This is a genomic window from Rhodococcus pyridinivorans (assembly GCF_900105195.1).
GTDB classification, from domain to species: domain Bacteria; phylum Actinomycetota; class Actinomycetes; order Mycobacteriales; family Mycobacteriaceae; genus Rhodococcus; species Rhodococcus pyridinivorans.
The window spans coordinates 544034-567807 of sequence record NZ_FNRX01000002.1 but is presented as its reverse complement, the minus strand read 5'-3'; the positions used below and the strand labels follow the sequence as shown (position 1 = coordinate 567807).

25 protein-coding genes are annotated in these 23774 nt (G+C 67.5%); 12 read left to right on the top strand and 13 right to left on the bottom strand.

Going from position 1 to position 23774, the window contains the following annotated elements:
• Positions 1-25: 25 nt before the first annotated feature.
• The 3 genes from BLV31_RS03350 to fabG form a co-directional block, all read right to left on the bottom strand.
• The gene (locus tag BLV31_RS03350) at positions 26-886 is read right to left on the bottom strand and encodes an endonuclease domain-containing protein (RefSeq protein WP_039584363.1); all 861 of its coding nucleotides are present in this window, start codon (positions 884-886) and stop codon (positions 26-28) included.
• 173 nt (positions 887-1059) lie between these two features.
• Entirely contained in the window at positions 1060-2271 is a 1212-nt protein-coding gene (locus BLV31_RS03345; RefSeq protein ID WP_006550728.1) for an acetyl-CoA C-acetyltransferase, read from the bottom strand.
• A gap of 40 nt (positions 2272-2311) precedes the next feature.
• Complete coding sequence (gene fabG / locus BLV31_RS03340; RefSeq protein ID WP_006550729.1) at positions 2312-3052, bottom strand: 3-oxoacyl-ACP reductase FabG; 741 nt, start codon at positions 3050-3052, stop codon at positions 2312-2314.
• Positions 3053-3218: 166 nt separating this feature from the next.
• Here fabG and BLV31_RS03335 point away from each other — a divergent pair, with 166 nt between their 5' ends.
• On the top strand, positions 3219-4403 hold the full coding sequence (locus BLV31_RS03335) for an acyl-CoA dehydrogenase family protein (RefSeq protein ID WP_019290607.1): 1185 nt from the start codon (positions 3219-3221) through the stop codon (positions 4401-4403).
• Between the two features lie 126 nt (positions 4404-4529).
• On the opposite strand, the gene BLV31_RS03330 is transcribed toward BLV31_RS03335, so the two are convergent.
• The 4 genes from BLV31_RS03330 to BLV31_RS03315 all read right to left on the bottom strand — a co-directional run bounded on the left by BLV31_RS03330 (position 4530) and on the right by BLV31_RS03315 (position 9648).
• Complete coding sequence (locus BLV31_RS03330) at positions 4530-6185, bottom strand: AMP-binding protein (protein WP_064060055.1); 1656 nt, start codon at positions 6183-6185, stop codon at positions 4530-4532.
• Between the two features lie 14 nt (positions 6186-6199).
• Positions 6200-6964, bottom strand: coding sequence for an SDR family NAD(P)-dependent oxidoreductase (locus BLV31_RS03325; protein WP_024102416.1), 765 nt, complete (start codon positions 6962-6964; stop codon positions 6200-6202).
• Between the two features lie 40 nt (positions 6965-7004).
• Complete coding sequence (locus BLV31_RS03320; RefSeq protein WP_064060037.1) at positions 7005-8135, bottom strand: thiolase family protein; 1131 nt, start codon at positions 8133-8135, stop codon at positions 7005-7007.
• Positions 8136-8301: 166 nt separating this feature from the next.
• A complete protein-coding gene (locus tag BLV31_RS03315) occupies positions 8302-9648 on the bottom strand; it encodes an MFS transporter (RefSeq protein ID WP_064060038.1) in 1347 nt (448 codons plus the stop codon).
• Between the two features lie 304 nt (positions 9649-9952).
• On the opposite strand from BLV31_RS03315, the gene BLV31_RS03310 reads away from it, so the two are divergent.
• From BLV31_RS03310 to BLV31_RS03270, 9 genes are all read left to right on the top strand, one after another.
• Positions 9953-11197, top strand: coding sequence for a CoA transferase (locus tag BLV31_RS03310; RefSeq protein WP_033097526.1), 1245 nt, complete (start codon positions 9953-9955; stop codon positions 11195-11197).
• Positions 11194-12387 carry an acyl-CoA dehydrogenase family protein gene (locus tag BLV31_RS03305; protein WP_064060039.1) on the top strand — a complete coding sequence of 398 codons (1194 nt, stop codon included), beginning with the start codon at positions 11194-11196 and terminating at the stop codon, positions 12385-12387. The genes BLV31_RS03310 and BLV31_RS03305 overlap by 4 nt, the downstream gene beginning before the upstream one ends.
• A 42-nt stretch (positions 12388-12429) precedes the next feature.
• Positions 12430-13587, top strand: a complete 1158-nt coding sequence (locus tag BLV31_RS03300; RefSeq protein WP_064060040.1) for an acyl-CoA dehydrogenase family protein — start codon at positions 12430-12432, stop codon at positions 13585-13587.
• An 83-nt stretch (positions 13588-13670) separates the two neighbouring features.
• Positions 13671-14291 (top strand): AIM24 family protein, encoded by a 621-nt coding sequence (locus tag BLV31_RS03295; RefSeq protein WP_064060041.1) that lies wholly within the window; start codon positions 13671-13673, stop codon positions 14289-14291.
• A gap of 6 nt (positions 14292-14297) precedes the next feature.
• Positions 14298-15002, top strand: a complete 705-nt coding sequence (locus BLV31_RS03290; RefSeq protein ID WP_019290601.1) for an AIM24 family protein — start codon at positions 14298-14300, stop codon at positions 15000-15002.
• Positions 14999-15748: an AIM24 family protein gene (locus tag BLV31_RS03285; protein ID WP_016693090.1), complete on the top strand. Its 750-nt coding sequence runs from the start codon at positions 14999-15001 to the stop codon at positions 15746-15748. Before BLV31_RS03290 ends, BLV31_RS03285 begins: the two co-directional genes overlap by 4 nt.
• Before the next feature lie 151 nt (positions 15749-15899).
• Positions 15900-16097: a (2Fe-2S)-binding protein gene (locus tag BLV31_RS03280; protein ID WP_033097528.1), complete on the top strand. Its 198-nt coding sequence runs from the start codon at positions 15900-15902 to the stop codon at positions 16095-16097.
• 48 nt (positions 16098-16145) lie between these two features.
• Positions 16146-16622 carry a bacterioferritin gene (bfr, locus tag BLV31_RS03275; RefSeq protein WP_016693088.1) on the top strand — a complete coding sequence of 159 codons (477 nt, stop codon included), beginning with the start codon at positions 16146-16148 and terminating at the stop codon, positions 16620-16622.
• 111 nt (positions 16623-16733) lie between these two features.
• A complete protein-coding gene (locus BLV31_RS03270; RefSeq protein ID WP_024102424.1) occupies positions 16734-17024 on the top strand; it encodes a GNAT family N-acetyltransferase in 291 nt (96 codons plus the stop codon).
• Positions 17025-17043: 19 nt separating this feature from the next.
• Here BLV31_RS03270 and dmpG read toward each other — a convergent pair whose 3' ends face one another.
• The 4 genes from dmpG to BLV31_RS03250 form a co-directional block, all read right to left on the bottom strand.
• Positions 17044-18099 (bottom strand): 4-hydroxy-2-oxovalerate aldolase, encoded by a 1056-nt coding sequence (gene dmpG, locus BLV31_RS03265; protein ID WP_064060042.1) that lies wholly within the window; start codon positions 18097-18099, stop codon positions 17044-17046.
• On the bottom strand, positions 18096-19028 hold the full coding sequence (locus BLV31_RS03260; protein ID WP_019290597.1) for an acetaldehyde dehydrogenase (acetylating): 933 nt from the start codon (positions 19026-19028) through the stop codon (positions 18096-18098). Before BLV31_RS03260 ends, dmpG begins: the two co-directional genes overlap by 4 nt.
• Entirely contained in the window at positions 19025-19870 is an 846-nt protein-coding gene (locus BLV31_RS03255; RefSeq protein WP_064060043.1) for a 2-keto-4-pentenoate hydratase, read from the bottom strand. Before BLV31_RS03255 ends, BLV31_RS03260 begins: the two co-directional genes overlap by 4 nt.
• A 91-nt stretch (positions 19871-19961) precedes the next feature.
• On the bottom strand, positions 19962-20717 hold the full coding sequence (locus BLV31_RS03250; protein ID WP_033097576.1) for an IclR family transcriptional regulator: 756 nt from the start codon (positions 20715-20717) through the stop codon (positions 19962-19964).
• 138 nt (positions 20718-20855) lie between these two features.
• Here BLV31_RS03250 and BLV31_RS03245 point away from each other — a divergent pair, with 138 nt between their 5' ends.
• The gene (locus tag BLV31_RS03245; RefSeq protein ID WP_024102428.1) at positions 20856-21392 is read left to right on the top strand and encodes a DnaJ family domain-containing protein; all 537 of its coding nucleotides are present in this window, start codon (positions 20856-20858) and stop codon (positions 21390-21392) included.
• Here the strand turns inward: BLV31_RS03245 and BLV31_RS03240 are convergent.
• Together BLV31_RS03240 and BLV31_RS03235 are read right to left on the bottom strand one after the other, a co-directional pair.
• Entirely contained in the window at positions 21379-22032 is a 654-nt protein-coding gene (locus BLV31_RS03240; protein ID WP_064060044.1) for a CoA transferase subunit B, read from the bottom strand. The two genes, BLV31_RS03245 and BLV31_RS03240, sit on opposite strands and share 14 nt — an antisense overlap.
• Before the next feature lie 3 nt (positions 22033-22035).
• Complete coding sequence (locus BLV31_RS03235) at positions 22036-22797, bottom strand: CoA transferase subunit A (protein ID WP_071935901.1); 762 nt, start codon at positions 22795-22797, stop codon at positions 22036-22038.
• Positions 22798-22999: 202 nt separating this feature from the next.
• Here BLV31_RS03235 and BLV31_RS03230 point away from each other — a divergent pair, with 202 nt between their 5' ends.
• Positions 23000-23773, top strand: a complete 774-nt coding sequence (locus BLV31_RS03230) for an IclR family transcriptional regulator (RefSeq protein WP_019290591.1) — start codon at positions 23000-23002, stop codon at positions 23771-23773.
• The last annotated feature ends 1 nt before the right edge of the window (position 23774 follow it).

Genomic DNA, 23774 nt, shown 5'->3' with positions numbered 1-23774 from the left:
GCACACAACCTCCCCGAAGTTCTGCTCAGACGGGCGCACCGGCCGCTCCCAGAGCACGCCGCACCCGTTCGACGAAGACTTCGGGCCGCCGGTAGAGGAGGTCGGCGCCGACCCGGATGACCGTCCACCCCAGTTCGGGCAGCACCGCGTACCGATCGATGTCGCGGGTGCGCTGAGTGGGGTCGGTCCAGTGCTGCACGCCGTCGTACTCCACGAGCACCCGCCACTGCTTCCATCCCATGTCGGCTCGCGCCACGAACACGTCGCCGTCGAAGATCTCGATCTGGGTCTCCGGCGGTGGGAGACCGGCACGGACGAGGAGCAGACGCGTGTGGGTCTCGGGCGGTGACGCAGCCCCACCGTCGACGAGGGCGAGCACCCGCGGCACGGCACCGATACCGTGTGCGCCTTTGCTCCTCGTCGCGAGTTCCTCGATCTCAGGCACCTTCAGGCCGGTCGCGTTGCAGAGCGCGTCGATCGTTTCGACGGCCCGATCGAACGGCATTCGTCGGGCGAGATCGAAGGCCGTCTGCGCCGGTGTGGTCGCGAACATCCCGTCGACCACGCAGGTGTCGAGCTTCGGGGCGCGTCGGACCGAGATGCCCGGCGCCGACCGGACGTGATCGGAGCGGACGAGTTCGGCCGCCGCATCCGGGTCGAGCCATCGAGTGCCGTGCACGGCAGCGGCGGACACTCCCGCGAGGACGCCGCGGCCCTGCGACCACAACCATGCCGCCTTCGCACGCAGCAGCGGGGTGGCCGGGATCTCTCGTCGGATGTAGACGTCGCGGTGGAGGTGGACGAAGTCGCGTGCGAGCCGATGCCGCGTGACGACGCCGGCAGCGAGTGCCGCGCGTCCCGAGAACGGTTCGTCGAAGTCGATCACGCGCCGAGCATGCCGGGCGCGACGCGCCTCCTGACGCCGCGTCGAGGCCCGGTTGTGGACAACCCGGCGTCATCCCCAGCCCGGTCACCTGCGACGAAAGAAGTTCGGGGAGGTTGTGTCCGGGCTTTTCGAGAAAAACCGAACACAACCTCCCCGAACCGGGAGCTGTCTGCTTACGCGACGCGCTCGAAGATCGCTGCCAAGCCCTGGCCGCCGCCGATGCACATGGTCTCGAGGCCGTAGCGGGCCTCGCGACGGTGCAGCTCGCGGGCGAGGGTGGCGAGCATGCGTCCGCCGGTCGCGCCGACCGGGTGGCCGAGCGAGATGCCGGAGCCGTGAACGTTGGTGCGCTCGAAGTCGGCCTTGCCGAACTTCCATTCGCGGGTCACCGCGAGGGCCTGCGCGGCGAACGCCTCGTTGAGCTCGATGATGTCGACGTCGGCGAGGGTGATGCCCGCCTTGGCGAGGGCGACCTCGGTGGCCGGCACGGGGCCGATGCCCATGACCTTCGGTTGGACACCGGCGACGCCCCACGAGACGAACCGCACCAGCGGGGTCAGGCCCAGCTCGGCGGCCTTCTCCGGGGTGGTGACGATGGCCATGGACGCGGCGTCGTTCTGGCCGCTGGCGTTGCCGGCGGTGACGGTGGCCTCGGGGTCCTGCTTGCCCATGATCGGCTTCAGCTTGGCGAGGGTCTCCAGGCTGATGTCGGGACGCGGGTGCTCGTCGGTGTCGATGACCTCGTCGCCCTTACGGCTGCTCACCGTGACTGGGATGATCTCCTCGGCGAGGATCCCGTTCTTCTGGGCGTGGACTGCACGCAGGTGCGAGTTCAGGGCCAACTCGTCCTGCTCGTCGCGGGAGATCGAGTACTCGCGACGCAGGTTCTCCGCGGTCTCGATCATGCCGCCGGGCACCGGGTAGAAACGGCCACCGGCGGTCGAGCGGGCTCGGACCAGCCCGTCGTGCATCTGCACACCGGTGCGGGCGCCGCCCCAGCGGATATCGGTGGAGTAGAACGCCGCGTTGCTCATCGACTCGGTGCCACCGGCGACAACGAGATCGTGGTCGCCGTTACCGACCTGGAAGGCGGCCTGGATGACGGCCTGCAGGCCCGAACCGCAGCGACGGTCGATGTGCATGCCGGGCACCGTGATCGGCAGACCGGCGTCGAGAGCGACGACGCGGCCGATGGCCGGGGCCTCACTGTTGCCGTTGCAGTGGCCGAGGATGACGTCCTGAACCTGTTCGGGCGCAACACCGGTGCGCTCGAGTAGACCCTTCAGGGCCGCGACACCGAGATCGACTGCGGTGAGGGACTTGAACATTCCGCCGTAGCGGCCGATCGGGGTACGGACCGGCTCGCAGATGACAACTTCACGCATGATGACCTTTCGGGAAGAGAGGGAGGTGACGGATGGACCGTCACATGAAGCGGCCGCCGGTGACCTCGAGGACGGTGCCGGTCATGTAGGAGGACATGTCGGACGCGAGGAACAGTGCGACGGAGGCGATCTCGTCGACCTCGCCGGGGCGGCCCATGGGGATCTCGGCCATCTTCCGGTCCCATGCCTTCTGCGGCATGGCCTCGGTCATCGCCGAACGGATCAGGCCGGGCTGGATCGCGTTGACGCGGACGCCGTGGTGCGCCATCTCCTTGGCGGCGGCCTTGGTGAGGCCGACGATGCCCGCCTTGGCGGCGGAGTAGTTGGTCTGGCCGACCATGCCGACCTTGCCGGACAGCGAGGAGATGTTGACGATCGCGCCGCGCTTGGCCTCACGCATGATCGCGGCGGCCTTGCGGGTGCCGTGCCAGGTGCCCTTGAGGTGCACCGAGATGACGAGGTCGAAGTCCTCTTCGGTCATCGTGCGCATCGTCGCGTCGCGGGTGATACCGGCGTTGTTGACCACCACGTCGAGCGAACCGAAACCGTCGACGGCCTCGGCGAGGAGGGTGTCCCAGTCGGCGGACTCGACGACGTTGGCGCGCACGGCCCGGGCCACGTCGCGCCCTCCGAGCTTCTCGGCGGCGGCGGTGGCGGCATCGAGATCGAGGTCGCCGATCACGACGCGGGCGCCGGCGTCGACGAACTCCTGTGCGATGGCGAAGCCGATTCCCTGAGCGCCACCGGTGATCACGGCAGTGCGGTTCTCCAACAGAGACATCTACGATTCCTTTCGGCGGGACTCGGGACGGCCCCCAGACAAGTCGATGCTCCGAATATAACGGCGAACCGGCCGGTAGAACGGCTCTCATCCATCGACAATGCCTATATGGGAATGGCGCCATTCGTATTGGACACCTCCCCGCGGCCGCACGAAGGTTGTAGACATGACACTCTCCATCCCGGCCCCCGAGGTCGACGAGGACGACTTCCGCGAGATCCTCGCGCAGACCCGCGCGTTCGTGCGCAACGTGGTCGTGCCGCGCGAGCAGGAGATCGCCGAGACCAATGCGATTCCCGAGGACATCCGCCAGGCCGCGAAGGACATGGGCCTGTTCGGATACGCCATCCCGCAGGAGTGGGGCGGCCTCGGCCTGAATCTGCAGCAGGACGCGGAACTCGCGATGGAGCTGGGTTACACGACCCTGTCGCTGCGCTCGATGTTCGGCACCAACAACGGCATCGCCGGCCAGGTGCTCGTCAACTTCGGCACCGACGAGCAGAAGCAGCAGTGGCTCGAGGGCATCGCCTCCGGCGAGGTCGTCGCATCCTTCGCCCTCACCGAGCCGGGCGCCGGCTCGAACCCGTCGGGTCTGCGCACCAAGGCCGTGCGCGCCGGTGACGACTGGGTGATCACCGGCGAGAAGCGCTTCATCACCAACGCGCCGCTGGCGAACCTGTTCGTCGTGTTCGCCCGCACCCGTCCGGCAGACGGGAACGGCACCGGAATCGCGGTCTTCCTCGTCCCCGCCGACACCCCCGGCCTGACGGTGGGCAACAAGGACGCCAAGATGGGCCAGGAGGGCGCCTGGACCGCCGACGTGCACTTCGACGACGTGCGTGTGCCGAACTCCGCGCTCGTCGGCGGCAGCGAGGACGTCGGCTACAAGGCCGCCATGGTCTCGCTCGCCCGCGGTCGCGTGCACATCGCCGCACTGTCGGTCGGCCAGGCCCAGCGCGCACTCGACGAGTCTGTCGCCTACGCCGCGACCGCCACGCAGGGCGGCAACCCCATCGGAAACTTCCAGCTCGTGCAGGCGATGATCGCCGACCAGCAGACCGGTGTGATGGCCGGCCGCGCCCTCGTCCGCGACGCCGCGAAGGCGTGGGTCGAGGAGACCGACCGCCGCATCGCACCGTCGGTCGCGAAGCTGTTCTGCACCGAGATGGTCGGCAAGGTCGCCGATCTCGCCGTCCAGATCCACGGTGGCACCGGCTATATGCGCGAGGTGCCGGTCGAGCGGATCTACCGCGACGTGCGTCTGCTGCGCCTGTACGAGGGCACCAGCGAGATCCAGCGTCTGATCATCGGCGGCGGACTCGTCAAGCAGGAGCAACAGAAGAACTCCTGACCTTCGGGGCGCGGTTCCGGAACAGGTACGTCCGGAACCGCGCCCGAACCGATTCTTGCGAATCACCTTCCACCGCATACGAAGAAAACCCCGGCATCGGATGCCGGGGGTTTCTCGTGTGCGGGGTCAGGAGACCGTCAGTCGCGATCGCAGATCGGTCTTGAGGATCTTGCCCGCGGCGGAGGTCGGCAATGCGTCGACCACCACCACTTCACGGATCTTCTTGTACGGCAGGACCTGTTCGGCGACGTACGCCTTCAGCTCCTCCGCGGCGGGCTCCTCGCCGTCGACGGGGACGACGAAGGCTACCGGCTCCTGACCGATCGCGCCTGCCTCCCGCCCGACGACCGCCGCAGTGGACACCTTCGGGTGGGTCACCAGGATCTCTTCGAGCTCACGCGGATACACGTTGTAGCCCTTGTAGATCAACATGTCCTTCGCCCGGTCGGCGATGTACACGAATCCGTCGGCATCGCGGTAGGCGATGTCGCCGGTGGCGAGCCAGCCGTCGACGTACTGTTCCGCGGTGATCTCGGGGTGTCCGAGATATCCGTCGGTGACCTGCGGTCCGCGGATCCACAGTTCGCCGAGCTCTCCGTCGGGGAGGACGACGGTCGGATCGATCTGCGAGCGGATCTCGAGTTCGGTGTCGAAGACCGGGAGGCCGACGCTTCCGAGGCGGTACTCCGAGTCGACGACGAGCGGCATCGCCGTGACGACGCAGGTGCCCTCGGTGAGCCCGTAACCCTCCGCGATACGTGCGTTGGGGAACGCACGCTCGAGGTTCCCGAGGGTCACGTGGTCGATCGGAGCGGCACCGGACGACACGACCCGCACGGTGGACAGGTCGCGGGTCTCGACGTCGGGATGCGTAGCGAGGGCGTGCCACATCGCCGGGCTGCCGGTGATGTAGCCGGCCTCGTACCGTTCGATCAGCTCGAGCATCCGGGCCGGATCGAAGCGACCCGCGAGGACCTGGGTCAGGCCGCACGCGAGAAGGAACGACGTGTTGATCAGCGCGTGCGCGTGGAACAGCGGCGACACCACGATCGTCGAACCCTGACCCGGGACCGCACCGGCGATTTTCAGGTCGCCGATCGGTTCGAGCGAGATGCGTCCGTCGACATCGGCGACCAGCTGGTGCCCGGCGCGCCACGCACACATCTGCGTGACGTTGCCGACAACGTTGCGGTGCAGGACGCGCACGCCCTTCGAAATGCCGGTCGTGCCACCGGTGTACGCGATGTGCGCGATATCGTCCGGACTGGTGACGACCGGTTCGAAGGTCTGCGGGCGTCCTTCGAGCGCATCGCCGAAGCGCACGGCACCCGGCGCGGTGACCGCTTCGTCGGAGACGACCGCGATCAACCGGATACTCGTTCCGGACGCAGCCCGGAACAGGGTGTCGGCCTGTGCGGAACCGGTGACCGCCGCGGCTGCGGAAGTCTCCTCGATCTGCCGGCGCAGACCCGGTTCGGGCTGCAGCGGATTCACGAGCGTGACCGCCGCTCCGACGCGGAGCGCACCGTAGTAGGCGATGTGGAACTCGACGCAGTTACCGAGGTGCAGGAGCACCACGTCGCGGGCCCGCACCCCGGCCTCGTGCAGCACGCCGGCGAACTGCGCCGAGCGTGCGTCGAGGTCGTTGTAGGTGAGCACCCGGTCGCCGTCGATCACCGCGGGACGGTCGCCGTAGACGGCGGCGAGGCTCGGTGCCCACACCGCCATCGTCGTCGCCGGGTACGACAGCCTGCGCTGTGCGAGGTCGGAAGCCGAGGTCATGGTCGACGCCCGGTTCACCGCGGTGCCATACGGATGGCGCCGTCGAGGCGAATGGTCTCGCCGTTGATGTAGCCGTTCTCGAGGATGTTCGTGGCCAGCTGCCCGAACTCGTCGGGCCGGCCCAGACGCGACGGGTTGGGCACGGTCGCTTCGAGCGACTTGCGGACGTCCTCGCGCAGGCGGGCGAGCAGCGGGGTGTCCATGATGCCGGGGGCGATGGTGTTGACGCGGATGCCCTTGCTGGCGAGGTCGCGTGCGGCGACGATCGTCATGCCGACGATGCCGGCCTTGGACGCCGAGTAGTTGATCTGGCCGATCTGGCCCTCGAAGGCCGCGACGGAGGCCGTCATGACGACGGCGCCACGCTCGTCCTCGATGAGGTCGAGTTCGGCCATGCGCTCGGCGCCGAGGCGCAGCGCGTTGAACGAGCCGATGAGGTTGAGGCGGATCACGAACTCGAAGTCCTCGAGCGAACCGGCCTTGCCCTCCTTGTCGAGGATGCGCATCTTGCGTCCGGCGCCGGCGCAGTGCACGACACCGCGCAGGCCGCCGCGCTCGTGCGCGACGTCGAGAGCCGCAGCGAACTGCTCCGAATCGGTCACGTCGCCGGGGGCGAAGACGGCGCCGTCGCCGAGCTCCTTGGCGATCTCCTCACCGTTCGAGCCGGGGAGGTCGATGAGGGTGACGTTGCCGCCGGCGGCCAGGACGCGACGTGCCGTGGCGAGACCGAGACCGGACGCTCCGCCGGTGACGGCAACGGACAGACCCTTGAGTTCCATAGTGTTTCCTTCGGATTCGTAGCAGCTGGGTGACGTGAGATCAGAGCAGTTCGAGGATGGTGGCGTTGGCCATGCCGCCGGCCTCGCACATCGACTGCAGGCCGTAGCGGATGCCGTTGTCGCGCATGTGGTGCACGAGGCGGGTCATGAGAATCGCGCCGGAGCCGCCGAGGGGGTGGCCGACACCGATCGCGCCGCCGAGCGGGTTGAGGCGGTCGGGCTTCGCGCCGGTCTCGACCTGCCATGCCAGCGGCACCGGTGCGAAGGCCTCGTTGATCTCGAAGGCGCCGATGTCGTCGATGGACAGACCGGAACGCTCGATGGCCTTCTCGGTGGCGGAGATGGGGCCGGTGAGCATGACGACCGGGTCGTCGGCGGCGACGACGGCGGTGTGGATGCGTGCGAGCGGGGTCCAGCCCTGCGCCGCGGCGTATTCGCTGGTGGTGATGAGCAGGGCGCCGGCACCGTCGGAGATCTGCGAGGAGTTGCCGGCGTGGATCACGCCGTCCTCCTTGAAGACGGTCTCGAGCTTGGCAAGCGACTCGACGGTGCCGCCGCGGCGGATGCCCTCGTCGGTGGCGAACTCGCCGACCACGGCGATCTGGCCGGTGAAGGCGCCCGCGTCGGTGGCGGCTGCGGACAGTTCGTGCGAGCGCAGCGAGAATTCGTCGAGCTGCGTGCGGGAGAAACCCCACTTCTCGGCGATCATCTCGGCGCCGATGCCCTGGCTGAAGCCGCCGACCTCGAAGCGGTCGAGCACGTTCTGCGGGAAGTGCTGACCGTCCTTGCTGGCGCTGCCCATCGGCACACGGCTCATGGACTCGACACCACCGGCGATCACGACGTCGTTCTGGCCGGAGATGACGGTCGCGGCGGCGAAGGACACGGCCTGCTGGCTCGATCCGCACGCCCGGTTGATGGTGGTGGCGGGTACGGTGACCGGCCATCCGGCCGCGAACACGGCGCTGCGCGAGACGATTCCGGCCTGGTCGCCGACCTGGCTCACACAACCCCACTGGACGTCGTCGATCGTGGCGGGATCGAGGCCGGTCCGCTCCGCCAGTGCGGTCAGCACGTGGGCGGACAGGTTGACGGGGTGGATCTCGGACAGTGCACCACCTCGACGTCCGATGGGGGAACGGACGGCGTCGACGATCACGGCATCGCGCATGCGAATCGGTCCTTTGCTGTTGCGGGACACGGTTGCCGGGCAACCGTGGTGGGAAAAGACGACCGGCCGGGTGGTGGTCCTCACATTCGAGGAGACCATGCACCCGGCCGGTAGGGGTAAGTCTTTCGGCGGAAGCTTCCGTTAGGCGGAAGCTATGCCGAACAGGTCAGGCGGCTGCCCGGATGATCTTGCGGTCGCGCTCCGGGTCGGCCAGGAAGAGCACCAGGATCGCGGCGAGCGCACCGAGTGCACCGATGACCTGGAAGGCCGTTGCATAGCCCTCCGCCGCGGTGGCGGCGTTGTCGACGAGGACACCCGTGCCGTAGGGGGCAACGAGACCGCCGACCGCCATCAGCGCGAGGAAGACACCCATCGTGCCGGCGGTCTGCTGCGGCGGGCACAACTCGGAGATCGCGGCGTTGATCAGCGGGAACGCGATGGCGCCGAAGCCGTAGCCGATGGAGACGACCGCGACGGCCAGAGCCGGCGTACCGATGGACGGGAGGAAGACCAGGATGGCACCGCAGATGAGCACACCGACGGCGGGCACGATGATGCGGACGACCCGCGAGCGGTAACCCTTGGCGCTGAGGCGGTCGGTGACCGTGCCCGAGCTGATCATGAGGAACAGACCGATGATGGACGGCAGGGCGAACATCGAGCCGGCCTGCAGAGCGCTGTAGCCGAGACCGACCTCGAAGTAGGACGGCAGCCAGGTCAGGACGACGGTGGTGAGCGCGTAGACGACCATGATCAGGATCGCGCAGCTGATGAAGGTGCGAGTGAGGAAGATCTTGCGCCACGGCACGGACGGTTCGGTCTGCGCGGGGGAAGCGGCGGTCTCGGCGCCCTTGACGGCCCGGGTCGTGTAGGGGCCTTCCTTCCAGCCGAGGAGCCAGCAGCCCATCCAGATCGCACCGAGGATCGACAGCGAGATCAGCGCGGCACGCCATCCCCATTCGACGGTGATGAAGGTCAGGACGGGAGCGAGGGCGATCTTGGCGACCGAGGCGGAACCGGCCAGGAAGGCGCCGGGCAGGCCACGCTTGGCCGGCGGGTGCCACGAGTACGCGGCGGTGTGCATGAGCGCCGAGCTCGGTCCTTCGGCGAGACCGAGCAGCATGCGGGTGACGACCAGCATCGCGAAACTCGCACTGACGACCAGCGGCAGCATGACGAGCGACCAGGTCAGGCCGAGGGCCAGCAGGGCCCAGCGGAGGGTCATGTACTTGTTCAACGGCCCGGCGAAGAAACCGCCGACGGTGAATGTGACGAAGAACAGCGACCCGACCAGGCCGATCTGGGAGGAGCTCATGCCGAGCTCACGCGCCAGAGGCTGGGCGATGATGCCGAGGACGGCCTTGTCGGCGTAGTTGACGACGTAGAGGAAGATGACCAGGCCGGTCATGCTCCACGCGCGGCCGGGGGTCACGAGAGGTGTCGAGCCGGTCGTCGGCCGACCGGGCCCGCCGGCGGCTGCCGACTTGTCGTGCACGATTTCGCCTGTGGTCACTGGGAGTCCCTTCAGAACTCGAGCGGGATGGCCGACTTACGAACGATCGGTATGTCGCTGTCGGAAGAACGTCACGCCTGGCGTCTGCATGCATTGAACGTGAGCCATGTCACCTGAAGCAAAGAGCGGGAGGCGAACGAATCGATCACTGAAACCTATGACTCATCACACGGCGGATTCAGGCCGCATCGAGTATTGGTCTGCGCTAACCGAGCGATAGCCGATCGGTGCTGTTCCGGGCGGCAAAACCTGGGCATGCTGACTGTGCCCGAAACAATCTGCGACGAGGACGAGCGAGCCCAGCATGAACTCCACCGCTTCCACCGACGAACTGCCCTCGTCCACTGCACCCCTCGCGGGAGTGCGCGTGGTCGAGGTGTCCAGCTTCGTGGCCGCACCCCTGTGCGGCATGACCCTGGCCGCGCTCGGCGCCGACGTGATCCGGGTCGACCCGATCGGCGGCGCTGCCGACTACCGCCGCTGGCCGGTCACCGACGGCAACGAGTCGATCTACTGGGCCGGCCTGAACAAGGGCAAGCGATCGCTCGCAGCGGATTTCCGTAGCCCGGAGGCACAGAACCTGATCCGCGACCTGATCATCGATGCCGGCGTGCTGGTCACCAACGCCGCCGGTCGCTCGTGGCTCGACTACGACGAACTCGCCGCGATCCGCCCCGACCTGATCCACGTGCAGGTCCTCGGTCGCGCCGACGGCACCGGCGCCGTCGACTACACCGTCAACGCCGCCGCCGGTTTCCCGCAGGTCACCGGTGCCGAGAACGTCTCGACTCCGGTCAACCACGTGCTGCCCGCCTGGGACGTCTCGTGCGGCCTGTACGCGGCCCTGTCGGTTGCCTCGGCCGTCTACCGTCGCGAGATCACCGGCGCCGGAACGAGAGTCGTTCTCCCGCTCGAGGACGTCGCGTTCGCGACCGTCGGCAATCTCGGCTACATCGCCGAGGCCCAGCTCGGCCGCCCCGTCCGGGAGAAGGTCGGCAACTCCGTCTACGGCACCTACGGCGCCGACTTCGCCACCAGCGACGGCGCACGCTTCATGCTCGTCGCGCTCACGCCGCGCCACTTCCGCGATCTCACCGAGCTCACCGGCACCGCCGAGGCCGTGGCCGCACTCGAATCCGCCCTGGGCGTCGACTTCCGCGACGAGGGCACCCGGTTCGAGCACCGCCACGTGCTCAACAGCCTGTTCGGCGCCTGGTTCTCGCGCCACACCGCCGACGAGGTCGAGACGGCGCTGGGCGGCACCTCGGTCCTGCACGAGCGCTACCGCACGTTCGCCGAACTCGCCGCCGACCCGCGCGTGACCGACAACCCGATGTTCCACAAGCTCGACCAGCCGCGCATCGGCAGCTACCACGCCCCGAGCACCCCGATGTCCTTCGACGGCCGGTATCCCGAGGTCCGCCCCGCGCCGGCCAACGGCGACGACACCGCCGAGGTGCTCACCGAACATCTCGGGCTGACCGACGACGAGATCGACGCCCTCGCAGCATCCGGCACCATCCGCATCTCCCAGAAAGAGCACGCATGACCCGCCTCGCCCAGACCCTCGGTCTGACGGAATTCCAGTCCGAGATCCTCGACACGGTCCGCGCCTTCGTCGATCGCGAGATCATCCCGAACGCTCAGGAACTCGAGCACTCGGACACCTACCCGCAGGCCATCGTCGACCAGATGCGCGAGATGGGCCTGTTCGGGCTGATGATCCCCGAGGAGTACGGCGGGCTCGGCGAGTCGCTGCTGACCTACGCGCTGTGCGTCGAGGAACTCGCCCGCGGCTGGATGAGCGTCTCCGGCGTCATCAACACGCACTTCATCGTCGCGTACATGATCCGCCAGCACGGCACCGAAGAGCAGAAGCAGTACTACCTGCCCCGCATGGCCACCGGTGAGGTCCGCGGCGCGTTCTCGATGTCCGAGCCCGAACTCGGCTCCGACGTCGCCGCCATCCGCACCAAGGCCAAGCGCGACGCCGACGGCAACTACGTCATCAACGGCCAGAAGATGTGGCTGACCAACGGTGGTAGCTCCACTCTCGTCGCCGCGCTGGTCAAGACCGAGGAAGGCTCCGACAAACCCCACAAGAACCTGACCACCTTCCTGGTCGAGAAGCCTGCCGGCTTCGGTGAGGTCGTCCCGGGCCTCACCATCCCCGGCAAGATCGACAAGATGGGGTACAAGGGCATCGACACCACCGAGCTCGTCTTCGACAACTACAAGGCCTCGGCCGATTCGATCCTCGGTGGGGAGCCCGGCAAGGGCTTCTTCCAGATGATGGACGGTGTCGAGGTCGGCCGTGTCAACGTCTCGGCCCGCGCGTGCGGTGTCGCGATCCGCGCCTTCGAGCTCGCCGCCCGCTACGCCCAGCAGCGCACCACCTTCGGCAAGCCCATCGCCCAGCACCAGGCGATCTCGTTCTCCCTCGCGGAGATGGCCACCAAGGTCGAGGCCGCCCACCTGATGATGGTCAACGCCGCGCGTCTGAAGGACTCGGGTGAGCGCAACGACGTCGCCGCCGGCATGGCCAAGTACCTCACCAGCGAATACTGCTCCGAGGTCACCCAGGCCGGCTTTCGCATCCACGGCGGCTACGGCTACTCGAAGGAGTACGAGATCGAGCGCCTCATGCGCGAGGCTCCCTTCCTGCTCATCGGCGAGGGCACCAGTGAGATCCAGAAGACGATCATCAGCAAGGGTGTGCTGCGCAGCTACGCGCTGTAAGGTGCTCCCCCACAATCACATCCATCCCTGGAAGGACAACGCGTGAAGCGCACGCTGTACAACGAGGATCACGAGGCGTTCCGGCAGACCGTCCGCGACTTCATCGCGAAGGAGGTCGTGCCCGTCTACCCCGAGTGGGAAGAGACCGGCCATCCTCCGCGCGAGTTCTACAGCCGCATGGGCGAACTCGGGCTCCTCGGCATCCAGGTTCCCGAGGAGTACGGCGGAGGCGGCGAGGCGTCGCTGAAGTTCAACGTGATCCTCGCCGAGGAGGCGTCGGCGGCCGGTGTGTCGTTCGGTTCGTCGTCGGTGCACTCGAACCTGATCCTGCCGTACATCATGCAGAACGCCACCGAGGAGCAGAAGCAGCGCTGGCTCCCCGGGTTCGCCTCGGGTGAGCTGATGTTCGCCATCGCGATGACCGAGCCGGGCACCGGTTCCGACCTCGCCAACATCGCGACCACCGCGAAGCTCTCGGAGGACGGCAGCCACTACGTCCTCAACGGCGCGAAGACGTTCATCACCGGCGGTGCTCTCGCCGACCGCATTCTCGTCGTGGGCCGCACCTCGCCGTACAACCCCGAGGACCGTCGCGGTGGCCTGTCGATCCTGGTGGTGGACACCAAGAGTGAGGGCTTCGCGGTCGGACGCAAGCTCCACAAGATCGGTCTCAAGACCTCGGACACCGCCGAGCTGTCGTTCGACGACGTGAAGGTGCCGGTCGCCGATCTGCTCGGCAAGGAGGGCGAGGCGTTCTCGTACCTGACGCAGAACCTCGCGCAGGAGCGTCTCACCATCGCGTTCGGTGCTGCCGCCACCGCGGCCGCGGCGATCCAGCACGCCATCGCATACACCAAGGACCGCAAGGTCTTCGGCAAGCCGGTCGCGTCCTTCCAGAACACCAAGTTCGTGCTCGCCGAGTGCTCGACCGAACTGCAGGCCATGCAGATCATGGTCGACAACGCGATCGAGCTCAACGACCGCGACGAACTGACGGTGCCCGACGCCGCCCGCGCGAAGCTGTTCGCGACGGAGGCCGCCGGCCGCATCATCGACAAGTGCCTGCAGCTGCACGGCGGCTACGGCTACATCACCGAGTACCCCATCGCCCGCCTCTACGCCGACACCCGCGTGACCCGCATCTACGGCGGCACCAACGAGGTCATGAAGACGATCATCGCCAAGGATCTGGGACTGTAGGTCTTCTGTAGTTCTTCGGTGGAGTGGGCCCCGCTACCGGGGGTTCACTCCACCGAAGTCGTTTCCGACTATCGTTTCCCGCCATGCGGCTAGTCGTGAAGACCAAGAGGGTGATCGAAGCCCACCTGAACAATTCGTCCGTCCGAGCCCTGTCGGGGTCGATGGTGGCGTACGAGGGCCAGGTCGGTTTCAAGTCCGCCGGTTTCGGTGGTGGCGAGGGTGTTCTCTCCGGGCTGCGGCAGCGCGCGACGGGTGAGGGGCTCTCGCTCATGGAGTGCAGCGGCACGGGCATCGTCTACTTCGCGCACCAGGCGCAGGACGTCACGGTGCTGGAGCTGAACAACGAGACGCTGCAGGTCGAGTCCGAGCAGTTGCTGGCGCTGAGCGGGAATCTGAACACGAACGTGACGTTCGCGGGTCTGCGCGGCGGCATGAGCGGCCAGGGTCTGTTCACCACGACGGTGACGGGGACCGGGCAGGTCGCGCTGCTCTCCGCCGGGGGCCCCCTCATCCATCTCGAGGTGTCGCCGCAGCATCCCCTCGTCGTCGATCCCGACGCCTTCGTGTGCGCGAAGGGGCAGCTCACGCAGTCGTTCGTCACCGACGTGTCGTGGCGCTCGGCCATCGGTCAGGGCAGCGGCGAGGCGTTCTCCCTCGAGTGGGTCGGCGTGGGCGTGGTCTCCATCCAGCCGGCGGAACGGTAGGAACAGATGAGCTTCACGAAGATCAACGGCAAGGTCGTGCGCGTCGACCTGCGGCAGTCCGGTCCCGTCGTGGCCCGCCGCGGCGCGATGCTGTTCTACACCGGCAACGTCCGGTTCTCCCCCCACGGTGTTCCCGGTGGCGTCGGGGGCGCTCCGGGTCTTGGTGGTCTCGCCGGTATGGCGGGACGCATGCTGCAGGGTGAGCACGAGGCCACGATGCTCGCGCAGGGCGACGGTGTCGTGCACTACGGCTTCCGCGGTCTCGAGACGCACATCGTCGACATGTCCGCGGGCGGTGAGCTGCGGGCGGAAGCGTCGCGCCTGCTCGCCCACACCACCGGTCTGCAGTCCACGGTCGTCTCGGTGGCCGCCGCCTCCGGTGGGGGCGGTGGCGGCGGGGGTCTGCTCGGGGCGCTGCGCGGCGCCGCCACCGGAGCGATGACCGGCACCGGCATGTTCACCACCCAGCTGATCGGCCAGGGCGCGGCGGTGCTGCTCGCCCACGGCGGCGTGTTCGAGCTTCAGGTGGGTGGTCCGACGCCCGTGGTCGTCGACCCGCAGGCGTTCGTGGCGTCCTACGGCCCGGTCCGCACCGAACTGAAGTCGTCGATGAGCTGGCGGAACGTCGGTCGCACCGGTGGGGAGGCCATGCAACTCGAATGCAGCGGACAGGGCATCGTCTACGTGCAGGCATCGGAGGAGAAGCTGTGAGTACCGTTCTGAACCCGTCGAGCTTCGGCGGCAGCGACAACGTGCCGGGCAACCCCTACGCCTACTGCATCGACCTGCAGACGCCCTGGTTCCTGTCGAAGGGCGCGATGATCGCGTACTACGGTCAGGTGCAGTTCTCGGCACTCACCCACGGGCTGCAAGGACACCTGCTGCACATGGTGGCCCAGCAATTCTCCGCTCCGCTCTATCTCGGCGACTACGTCGTGGCCGAAGGCTTCGGGAAGCTGATCATCGGCGACCGCGGATACGACATCAACTCGTACGACCTCGACGACGGCAACCTCACGATCCGGCAGGCCAATCTGCTGGCCTTCGAACCGGGCCTGTCGCTCAACCAGTCGATCGTCCCGGGTTTCCTCACCCTCATCGGTACGGGCCGTTTCCTCGCGTCGTCGAACGGGCCGGTGATGTTCGCCGAGCCGCCGCTGCGGGTCGACCCGGAGGCGCTCGTCGGGTGGGCCGACTGTCCGTCCCCCAGCCATCACTACGACGAATCGTGGATCACCGGATTCGTCTCGGCCGGGGCGCGGCGTTTCGGTGTGCAGTCCGGTGAGGAACGGCAGTTCGATTTCACCGGTGCCGGAACCGTCCTGATCCAGTCGAGCGAGAAGGTCCTCGACGATTCGTCGCTGGTGCGCACGATCGAGAACCAGATCCCAGGCCTCACCTCGCCCGGTCTGCACCGGATCAACCAGGTGGTCTCGCAACACCTGCAACAGCAGTAGCTGCAGTATCACACCCTGGGACGGACCTGGGCATAACACGGATCCGCCCCCCTCTTCTTGTGACTACGATCACAAGCTAGGCTAGCCTAAGCCGATGTAAGGTTTGGACAACCTAAGTGAGTGTTTCCTCAGTCGCAGAAAGGTGGCTCTGATGATCGTCTGCAGTTGCCACGCTCTTACCCACCACCACATCGAGGCAGAGGTGGCTGCGGGAGCACGCTGTACCCGCGAGGTGAGCGCCAAGTGCCGCGCCGGCACCGATTGTGGCAGCTGCGTCCGGAACATCTCCGCGATCATCCGGCAGGCCCGCCGGCGGAATGAGACCATCGAACTCGAGACCGCCGTGTAGCCAGCCCCTACCCGGCGGTAAACCTGATGGTTCACCCCGGGAGGTGCCATGAAGGGCGACAAGAAGGTCATCGAGTTGCTCAACGAACAACTCACCGCCGAGCTCACCGCGATCAATCAGTACTTCCTGCATTCGAAGATGCAGGACAACCGCGGATGGGCGAAACTCGCGAAGCACACTCGCGACGAGTCGTTCGACGAGATGCGTCACGCCGAGAGACTCACCGATCGGATCCTCTATCTCGACGGACTCCCCAACTACCAGCGCCTCGGGGCGTTGCGTCTGGGTCAGACCGTCAAGGAGATGCTCGAGGCCGACCTGCAGGTGGAGATCGAGGCGCGCGACCGGCTCCGGAAGGGAGCCGAGTACATGCGCTCGGTCAGCGACATCACCTCGGCCAACATCTTCGAGGAGATCCTCGCCGACGAGGAAGAACACATCGACTATCTCGAAACCCAGCTCGATCTGATCGAGCAGCTCGGCGAACCGCTGTACCTCGCCCAGCACATCTCTCCGCCGGAATAACCCGGCACAGCAGAACGGGCCGCGGCATTGCGCCGCGGCCCGTTCTCTATGCTGTGGACACACCAGCTTGGCTGTGGGACACACCAGCTTGTCGACGGTGAGAGGAAGACCATGAGCGATTCGTCCGTGACCGTGGTGCACAACGCCGAGAAACAGAGGTACGAAGTCCGGGACGACGACGCCGTCGTCGGATACACCCAGTACCACCCCGACGACGACGGCCGCCTCGTCTTCGACCACACCGAGATCGACAAGGGTTACTCCGGTCAGGGACTCGGAGGCAAGCTCGTCGGTTTCGCCCTCGACGACGTCCGCGAACGCGGCAAGCGCATCGTCGCGATCTGCTCGTACGTCGACAAGTTCATCGAGAAGCACCCGGACTACCGGGATCTGACCGACTAGACATGCACGCGGGCGCTGGTCAGTTCCCCGCGCGGTTGCGCAGGTCGAGTGCGACGTCGGTGATCATGTCCTCCTGCCCACCGACGAGGCCGCGACGGCCGATCTCGACGAGGATGTCGCGGGTGTCGAGACCGTAGATGCTCGCGGCGGTCTCGGCGTGACGCAGGAAGCTCGAGTACACGCCGGCGTAGCCGAGGGTGAGGGTCTCGCGGTCGACCTGCACCGGACGGTCCTGCAGCGGGCGCACGAGATCGTCGGCGGCGTCCTGCAGCCCGAACAGATCGCACGAGTGCTTCCAGCCGAGCAGGTCGGCGACGGCGACGAAGGGCTCGATCGGGCAGTTGCCGGCACCGGCACCGTGTCCGGCCAGCGACGCGTCGACGCGGATGACGCCTTCCTCGACGGCACACACGGAGTTGGCGACCGACAGCGACAGGTTCTGGTGCGCGTGGATGCCGATCTGCGTGGTCTCGTTCAGGACCTCACGGTAGGCACGCACACGCTCGCGAACACCGTCCATGGTGAGGCGTCCGCCGGAGTCGGTGACGTAGACACAGTCGGCGCCGTAGGACTCCATGAGCTTCGCCTGGCGGGCGAGCTCCTCGGACGGGGCCATGTGCGACATCATCAGGAAGCCGGACACGTCCATGCCCAGTTCCTTCGCCGCGGCGATGTGCTGCGCGGAGACGTCGGCCTCGGTGCAGTGCGTCGCGATGCGCACCGACCGCACGCCGATCTCGTAGGCACGCTTCAGCTCGTGGACGGTTCCGATACCGGGCAGGAGCAGCGTGGTGAGCGTGGCCGAATTGATCACTCCGGCAGCGGCTTCGAGCCACTCCCAGTCGGTGTTGCTGCCGGGACCGTAGGTCAGCGAGTGACCGGCGAGACCGTCGCCGTGGGAGACCTCGATGGCATCCACACCAGCACGGTCGAGCGCACCGGCGATCTTCGCGACGTCCTGTGGCGTGATGCGGTGACGGATGGCGTGCATGCCGTCGCGCAGGGTCACGTCCTGGATGTACAGAGCCGTTCCGTCGCTTGCGAATTCGCGAGTCGTCGTCGTTGCCGCGGTCATGCCGTCACCTGATCCTTCGTGCGTGCCGCCACGGCGCGTGCGACCTGCAGCGCCGCGGAGGTCATGATGTCGAGATTGCCCGCGTACTCGGGCAGGTAGTGCGCTGCGCCCTTGACCTCGAGGAACACCGCGACCTTCCACAGAGGGCCGGTGTGGTCGGTGAGCGTCTCCATGGGCTCGGTGACCTCGGTGAACTGCACCTCCTGCTTGAGGGTGTAGCCGGGCACGTATTCCTGGACCTTCGCGACCATCGCCTCGACGGACGCGACGATCTCGTCCTTGCGGTCCTCACCGACGAGAGCGAGCACGGTGTCGCGCATGATCATCGGCGGCTCGGCCGGGTTGAGGATGATGATCGCCTTGCCGCGCGTGGCGCCACCGATCTTCTCGATGGCCTGCGAGGTGGTCTCGGTGAACTCGTCGATGTTGGCGCGGGTGCCGGGGCCGGCCGACTTCGAGGAGATCGAGGCGACGATCTCGGCCCAGTGCACCTTGGTGACCTGCGAGATGGCCGCGACGATCGGGATGGTGGCCTGGCCACCGCAGGTGACCATGTTGACGTTCGGGGCGTCGAGGTGCTCGGTGAGGTTCACCGGCGGCACCGTGTACGGGCCGATCGCGGCCGGCGTCAGGTCGATGAGCATCTTCCCGTGGGGGCGCAGGACCTTCTCGTTGTACTCGTGGGCCTTCGCCGAGGTTGCGTCGAAGACGATCTCGATCTCGTCGAAGCGCGGGTGCTCGACGAGTCCTTCGACACCGGTCGAGATGGCGTCGATGCCGAGGCGCTTCGCCCGTGCGAGGCCGTCGGATTCGGGATCGATGCCGACGAGGGCGACGGTCTCGAGTTCGGCGTCGGCCAGTCGCTTGATCTTGATGAGCAGGTCGGTGCCGATGTTGCCCGACCCGATGACGGCAACCTTGGTGGTCATGAGTTCTCCTGTGCGGTGGAGCTTTCGGAAGAGAAACGCGCGGTGACGGTGCCGAGCGAGGAGATCTCGGCGCGGACCGCGACGCCGGGCGGCGCCGGAACCATCGGGCCGAGTGCCCCCGACAGCACGACCTGCCCTGCGCGCAGGGGCTGCCCGAACTCGCGTGCCGTGCGCGCGAGCCACAGCAGGGCGTTCAGCGGATCGCCGAGGCAGGCTGCGCCGTTGCCCTCGGAGACGAGCTCGTCGTCGACGTACATCCGCATGGTGGCGTCGATCGGCTCGAACTCGTCGAGGGTGAGCGTCTGCGAACCGAGCACGTACAGGCCGCTGGATGCGTTGTCCGCGACCGTATCCGTGATCTTGATGTCCCAGCCGGCGACGCGGCTGTCGACGATCTCGAGAGCGGCAACCGCGTGGCCGACGGCGGCGCGGACGGTCGCGAGATCGAGATCGTCCGAGTCGAGGTCGGCGGAGAGGACGAAGGCGATCTCGGCCTCGGCCTTCGGCTGCAGCAGGCGCTCACTGGGCACCTCGTCGAGAGCGGTGACGTCCATGTCCTCGAAGAGGACACCGAAGTCGGGGCGGTCGACACCGAGCTGCTGCTGCACCGCCGGCGAGGTCAGGCCGATCTTGCGTCCGACGATGCGGGCACCTTCGGCGAGCCGGCGGTCGGTGAGCTGCTGCTGCACCGCGTACGCCAGGTCGATGTCGGTCTCCCCGAGCAGGTCGCGGACCGGACCGCACGGTGTGGAGCTGCGTGTGGCCTCGATGAGACGGTCGGCCGCCGCACCGGCGATGCGGGTGCGATCCGCCGCTGATGCGGTGTTGGAGCTGGTAGTCATCACGTCCTCGTCGTTCGATGGATTACGACCATCGTGGCGGCGAGGTCCGCCCCCGTACAGGGGGTCGTTCCGGTGAGTGGAACGTGCGCGCTCAGAGGTTGCGAATGGCCTCGCGGCGGGCGTGGGTGGCGGCGATACCCGCGGCGGCGGCCTTCACCGCTCCCTCGTGCTTCTCCGGACGGAACCGGGTGACGGGACCGGTGACGCTCACCGCCGCGATGGGACGCTCGTCCGCGTCGAGGATCGGGGCGGCGACACAGGCCAGGCCGACCGCGGACTCCTCGAACTCGAAGGCCACCCCGCGCTCGAGCACGGTCGCGAGATTCGCCCCGAGCCGCCCGGGGGTCGTGATGGTGCGGGGAGTCTTGCGCGCCAATCCGGCCTCGACCACCTCGGCCAGCAGCTCCGGTGGGGAGAACGCGAGAAGAGCCTTGCCGATCCCGGTGCAGTACATGGGCATTCGCCCACCGATCCGGGACGGCGTGGACGCGGGGCGATGTCCGCCGATCTTCGAGACATAGACGACCTCGACACCTTCGGGGACGCCGAGGTGCACGGTCTCGTGGGTGCGCTCGTAGAGGTCCTCCATGAACGGGATGGCGACCTCGACCAGGCCCCGCTCGAGGGAGGCGCGCAGGCCCAGTTCGAAGAGCTGCCCGCTCAGGCGGTAACCGGCCGGGTCCTTGTCGAGCAACCGGACGGCGACGAGGTCGCCGACGACGCGGTGCAGCGTCCCCTTCGGCAGACCGGTGCGTCGACCCAGTTCGGCGAGGGTGAGGACGTGGTCGTCGGCGGTGAACGCCCACAGCACGGTGACGACCTTGCCGAGCACCGTGTTGGTGTCCACCCCGTCGCCCGGCGGGCGGGCATGCACCGGCGACTCGCGCTGTCCTTCCACGTGGCTCAGGTTAGGACACCAGCACCGTGTGGCGGTCGGGACCCACAGCCGCCCGGACCCGGTGCCCGCCCCTGGCATCCTGGATGTGTGACCGAGCGCAAGCGGTGGGATCTGACGTTCGAGACGTGGATCGAACGGCAGATCCGCGTGGCGCAGGACCGGGGCGATTTCGACGATCTGCCCGGTTACGGCAAACCCATCCCCGACCACGGCGACGACGAGCTGTGGTGGGTGAAGAGTTATCTGGCGCGCGAAGGTCTTTCAACGGAGGCTCTGCTGCCGCCCGAATTGCAGTTGCGGCGCGAGATCGAGCGGCTGCCCGGCACGGTCGGGTCGGCTCCCAGCGAGAAGGTGGTGCGCGAGATCGTCTCCGATCTCAACCGGCGGATCGCCGACTGCCTGCGGTTCCCGAGCGGACTGCCCGTGCCGATCCACAAGGTCGACGCCGAGGAGATGGTGGAGGTGTGGACCGTCGAGCGGGCGCGTCGTCGTGAGGAGGCCCGCACGGCTCTGAACTCGACGCGACCCCGGCTCGAAACGGAGTCCGAGGCCGGGGCCGTGCGCAGGGGGTGGATCTTCCGGTGGTTCCGCAGGCGGAACCGGCCGGTCGTCAGGGAAGGGTGAGCGGTGCTCCGGTCGCGGCGCGCACCTGATCCTCGGTGACGCCGGGGGCACACTCGGTCAGGACGAGGCCGTCGGCGGTCACGTCGATCACCGCGAGGTTGGTGATGATGCGCTGGACCACGCCCTCACCGGTGAGCGGCAGCGAGCACTCCGAGACGATCTTCGGGTTGCCCTGCTTGTCCGTGTGCTCCATGAGCACGATGACCGTGCGGGCGCCGTGGACGAGGTCCATCGCCCCGCCCATGCCCTTGACCATCTTTCCGGGCACCATCCAGTTGGCCAGATCGCCGGTGGCCGAGACCTCCATGCCGCCGAGCACGGCGGTGTCGATGTGGCCGCCGCGGATCATGCCGAAGCTCAGCGCCGAGTCGAAGAAGGCAGCGCCGGGGTTGACCGTCACGGTCTCCTTGCCGGCGTTGATCAGGTCGGGATCGACCGAGTCCTCGGTGGGGTACGGCCCGGTGCCGAGGATGCCGTTCTCACTGTGCAAGGTGACGTGCACACCCTCGGGCAGGTAGTTGGGGATCAGGGTCGGCAGGCCGATACCGAGGTTGACGTACTCCCCCGGCGCGAGTTCCTGCGCGGCGCGCGCGGCCATCTGTGTGCGCGTCCAACCGAGTGTCTCGACAACTGTGGTCATGTTCTACGCTCCCTTCGCGGCGCTGACGGTGCGCTTTTCGATCTGCTTGTCCTGGACACCGGTGTGCACGACCCGGTTCACGAAGATTCCCGGCAGGTGCACCTCGCCCGGATCGATCTCGCCCGGCTCGACGAGTTCCTCGACCTGGGCGATGCACACGCGGCCGGCCATCGCGGCGAGCGGGTTGAAGTTCATCGCGGCCTTGTTGAACACCAGGTTGCCCTCGGTGTCGCCCTTGAGGGCGTGCACGAGCGAGAAGTCGGCGGTGATGGACTCCTCGAGCACGTACCGCTTGCCGCGGAACTCGCGGATCTCCTTCGCCGGCGACGCCACGGCGACCGAACCGTCGGCGTGGTACTTCCACGGCAGTCCGCCCTGCGAGATGGGCGTGCCGACGCCGGCGGGGGTGAAGAAGGCGGGGATGCCTGCGCCACCGGCGCGGAGCTTCTCGGCGAGGGTGCCCTGCGGGGTCAGCTCGACCTCGAGCTCACCCGAGAGGTACTGCCGGGCGAATTCCTTGTTCTCCCCGACATACGACGCGGTGACCCGGCGGATGCGCTTGCTGCCCAGCAGGATTCCGAGACCGTGGCCGTCGACACCGCAGTTGTTGGAGAACACCTCGAGGTCGGTGGCCCCGGCGTCGGCGATGGCCCGGATCAGGATGTCGGGGATACCGCACAGTCCGAATCCGCCCACCGCGAGCGTCGCACCGTCACGGATGTCGGCGACGGCCTCCGCCGCCGTCTCGAACACTTTCGTTGCCAACTCTCACCTCTCGGGTTTCCGGGGGAGCCGCCGGGCTCCGCTGGACGAATCACGTCCACTGGATGAACGCAGTCGCATGCTTGGTTTCTACTAAAGAGTCTGCAGGTAGAGAACACAAGTACCTGCCGGAATATCTCTGAAATTGATCGTTCATCGAACAGAGACGCTATATGCGTTCACTGAGTGGACGTATAATCGAGGCATGTCGTCCGATGCACGGGGTCAACTGGTCGCGCGGATCGCCGCCCTGCTGCGCACCGTCTCGTCGCACGAACCGGAAGGGGTGACGACCTCGGAGGTCGCCCGCACCACCGATCTCGCCCGGCCCACGGTGCACCGGCTGCTCAGCTCGCTCGCCGACGAGGGGCTCGTCGACCGGGATCCGGCGTCGGGACGCTGGGCCCTCGGACCCGAGCTCTACCTGCTGGGATCGCTCGCCTCCGTGCGCTACGACATCACCGATCTCGCGGGCGACGTGCTGCGCGATCTGGCGCGCGCGACCGGCGAGAGCGCCTTCCTCTCCGCGCGGCGGGGCGACGAGACGGTCTGTCTGGCGATGGAGGAGGGCAGCTTCCCGCTGCGTTCGCACGTGCTCCACATCGGGATCCGGTTCCCGCTCGGGGTGGCGTCGGCGGGGCTGGCGATCCTCGCGCACATGCCCGATCAGGAGATCGAGGCGCATCTGTCGCGGGTGGATCTCACGCAGGATTGGGGACCGGACCACGCGCGACCCGCACTGGAGAAACGGATCGAGACGACACGGCTGACCGGCTACGCCGTCAATCCGGCACTGATCGTCGAGGGCAGTTGGGGAATGGGCGCCGCGGTGTTCGATCACCGCGGCGCCCCGACCTGGGCGTTGAGTCTGACCGGCGTGGAGAGCCGGTTCCGGCCCGATCGTGTGCCCGAACTCGGTGAGGCGCTGCTCGACAGCGCCCACCGTCTCACTCAGTTGTTGCGTCACCGTCCCCGGTGAC

Coding starts and splice junctions, on each gene's coding strand:
- BLV31_RS03345 (WP_006550728.1), bottom strand. CDS start 2,271: ATGCGTGAAGTTGTCATCTGCGAGCCGGTCCGTACCCCGATCGGCCGC.
- fabG (WP_006550729.1), bottom strand. CDS start 3,052: ATGTCTCTGTTGGAGAACCGCACTGCCGTGATCACCGGTGGCGCTCAG.
- BLV31_RS03335 (WP_019290607.1), top strand. CDS start 3,219: ATGACACTCTCCATCCCGGCCCCCGAGGTCGACGAGGACGACTTCCGC.
- BLV31_RS03330 (WP_064060055.1), bottom strand. CDS start 6,185: ATGACCTCGGCTTCCGACCTCGCACAGCGCAGGCTGTCGTACCCGGCG.
- BLV31_RS03325 (WP_024102416.1), bottom strand. CDS start 6,964: ATGGAACTCAAGGGTCTGTCCGTTGCCGTCACCGGCGGAGCGTCCGGT.
- BLV31_RS03320 (WP_064060037.1), bottom strand. CDS start 8,135: ATGCGCGATGCCGTGATCGTCGACGCCGTCCGTTCCCCCATCGGACGT.
- BLV31_RS03310 (WP_033097526.1), top strand. CDS start 9,953: ATGAACTCCACCGCTTCCACCGACGAACTGCCCTCGTCCACTGCACCC.
- BLV31_RS03305 (WP_064060039.1), top strand. CDS start 11,194: ATGACCCGCCTCGCCCAGACCCTCGGTCTGACGGAATTCCAGTCCGAG.
- BLV31_RS03295 (WP_064060041.1), top strand. CDS start 13,671: ATGCGGCTAGTCGTGAAGACCAAGAGGGTGATCGAAGCCCACCTGAAC.
- BLV31_RS03290 (WP_019290601.1), top strand. CDS start 14,298: ATGAGCTTCACGAAGATCAACGGCAAGGTCGTGCGCGTCGACCTGCGG.
- BLV31_RS03280 (WP_033097528.1), top strand. CDS start 15,900: ATGATCGTCTGCAGTTGCCACGCTCTTACCCACCACCACATCGAGGCA.
- bfr (WP_016693088.1), top strand. CDS start 16,146: ATGAAGGGCGACAAGAAGGTCATCGAGTTGCTCAACGAACAACTCACC.
- BLV31_RS03270 (WP_024102424.1), top strand. CDS start 16,734: ATGAGCGATTCGTCCGTGACCGTGGTGCACAACGCCGAGAAACAGAGG.
- dmpG (WP_064060042.1), bottom strand. CDS start 18,099: ATGACCGCGGCAACGACGACGACTCGCGAATTCGCAAGCGACGGAACG.
- BLV31_RS03260 (WP_019290597.1), bottom strand. CDS start 19,028: ATGACCACCAAGGTTGCCGTCATCGGGTCGGGCAACATCGGCACCGAC.
- BLV31_RS03255 (WP_064060043.1), bottom strand. CDS start 19,870: ATGACTACCAGCTCCAACACCGCATCAGCGGCGGATCGCACCCGCATC.
- BLV31_RS03240 (WP_064060044.1), bottom strand. CDS start 22,032: ATGACCACAGTTGTCGAGACACTCGGTTGGACGCGCACACAGATGGCC.
- BLV31_RS03230 (WP_019290591.1), top strand. CDS start 23,000: ATGTCGTCCGATGCACGGGGTCAACTGGTCGCGCGGATCGCCGCCCTG.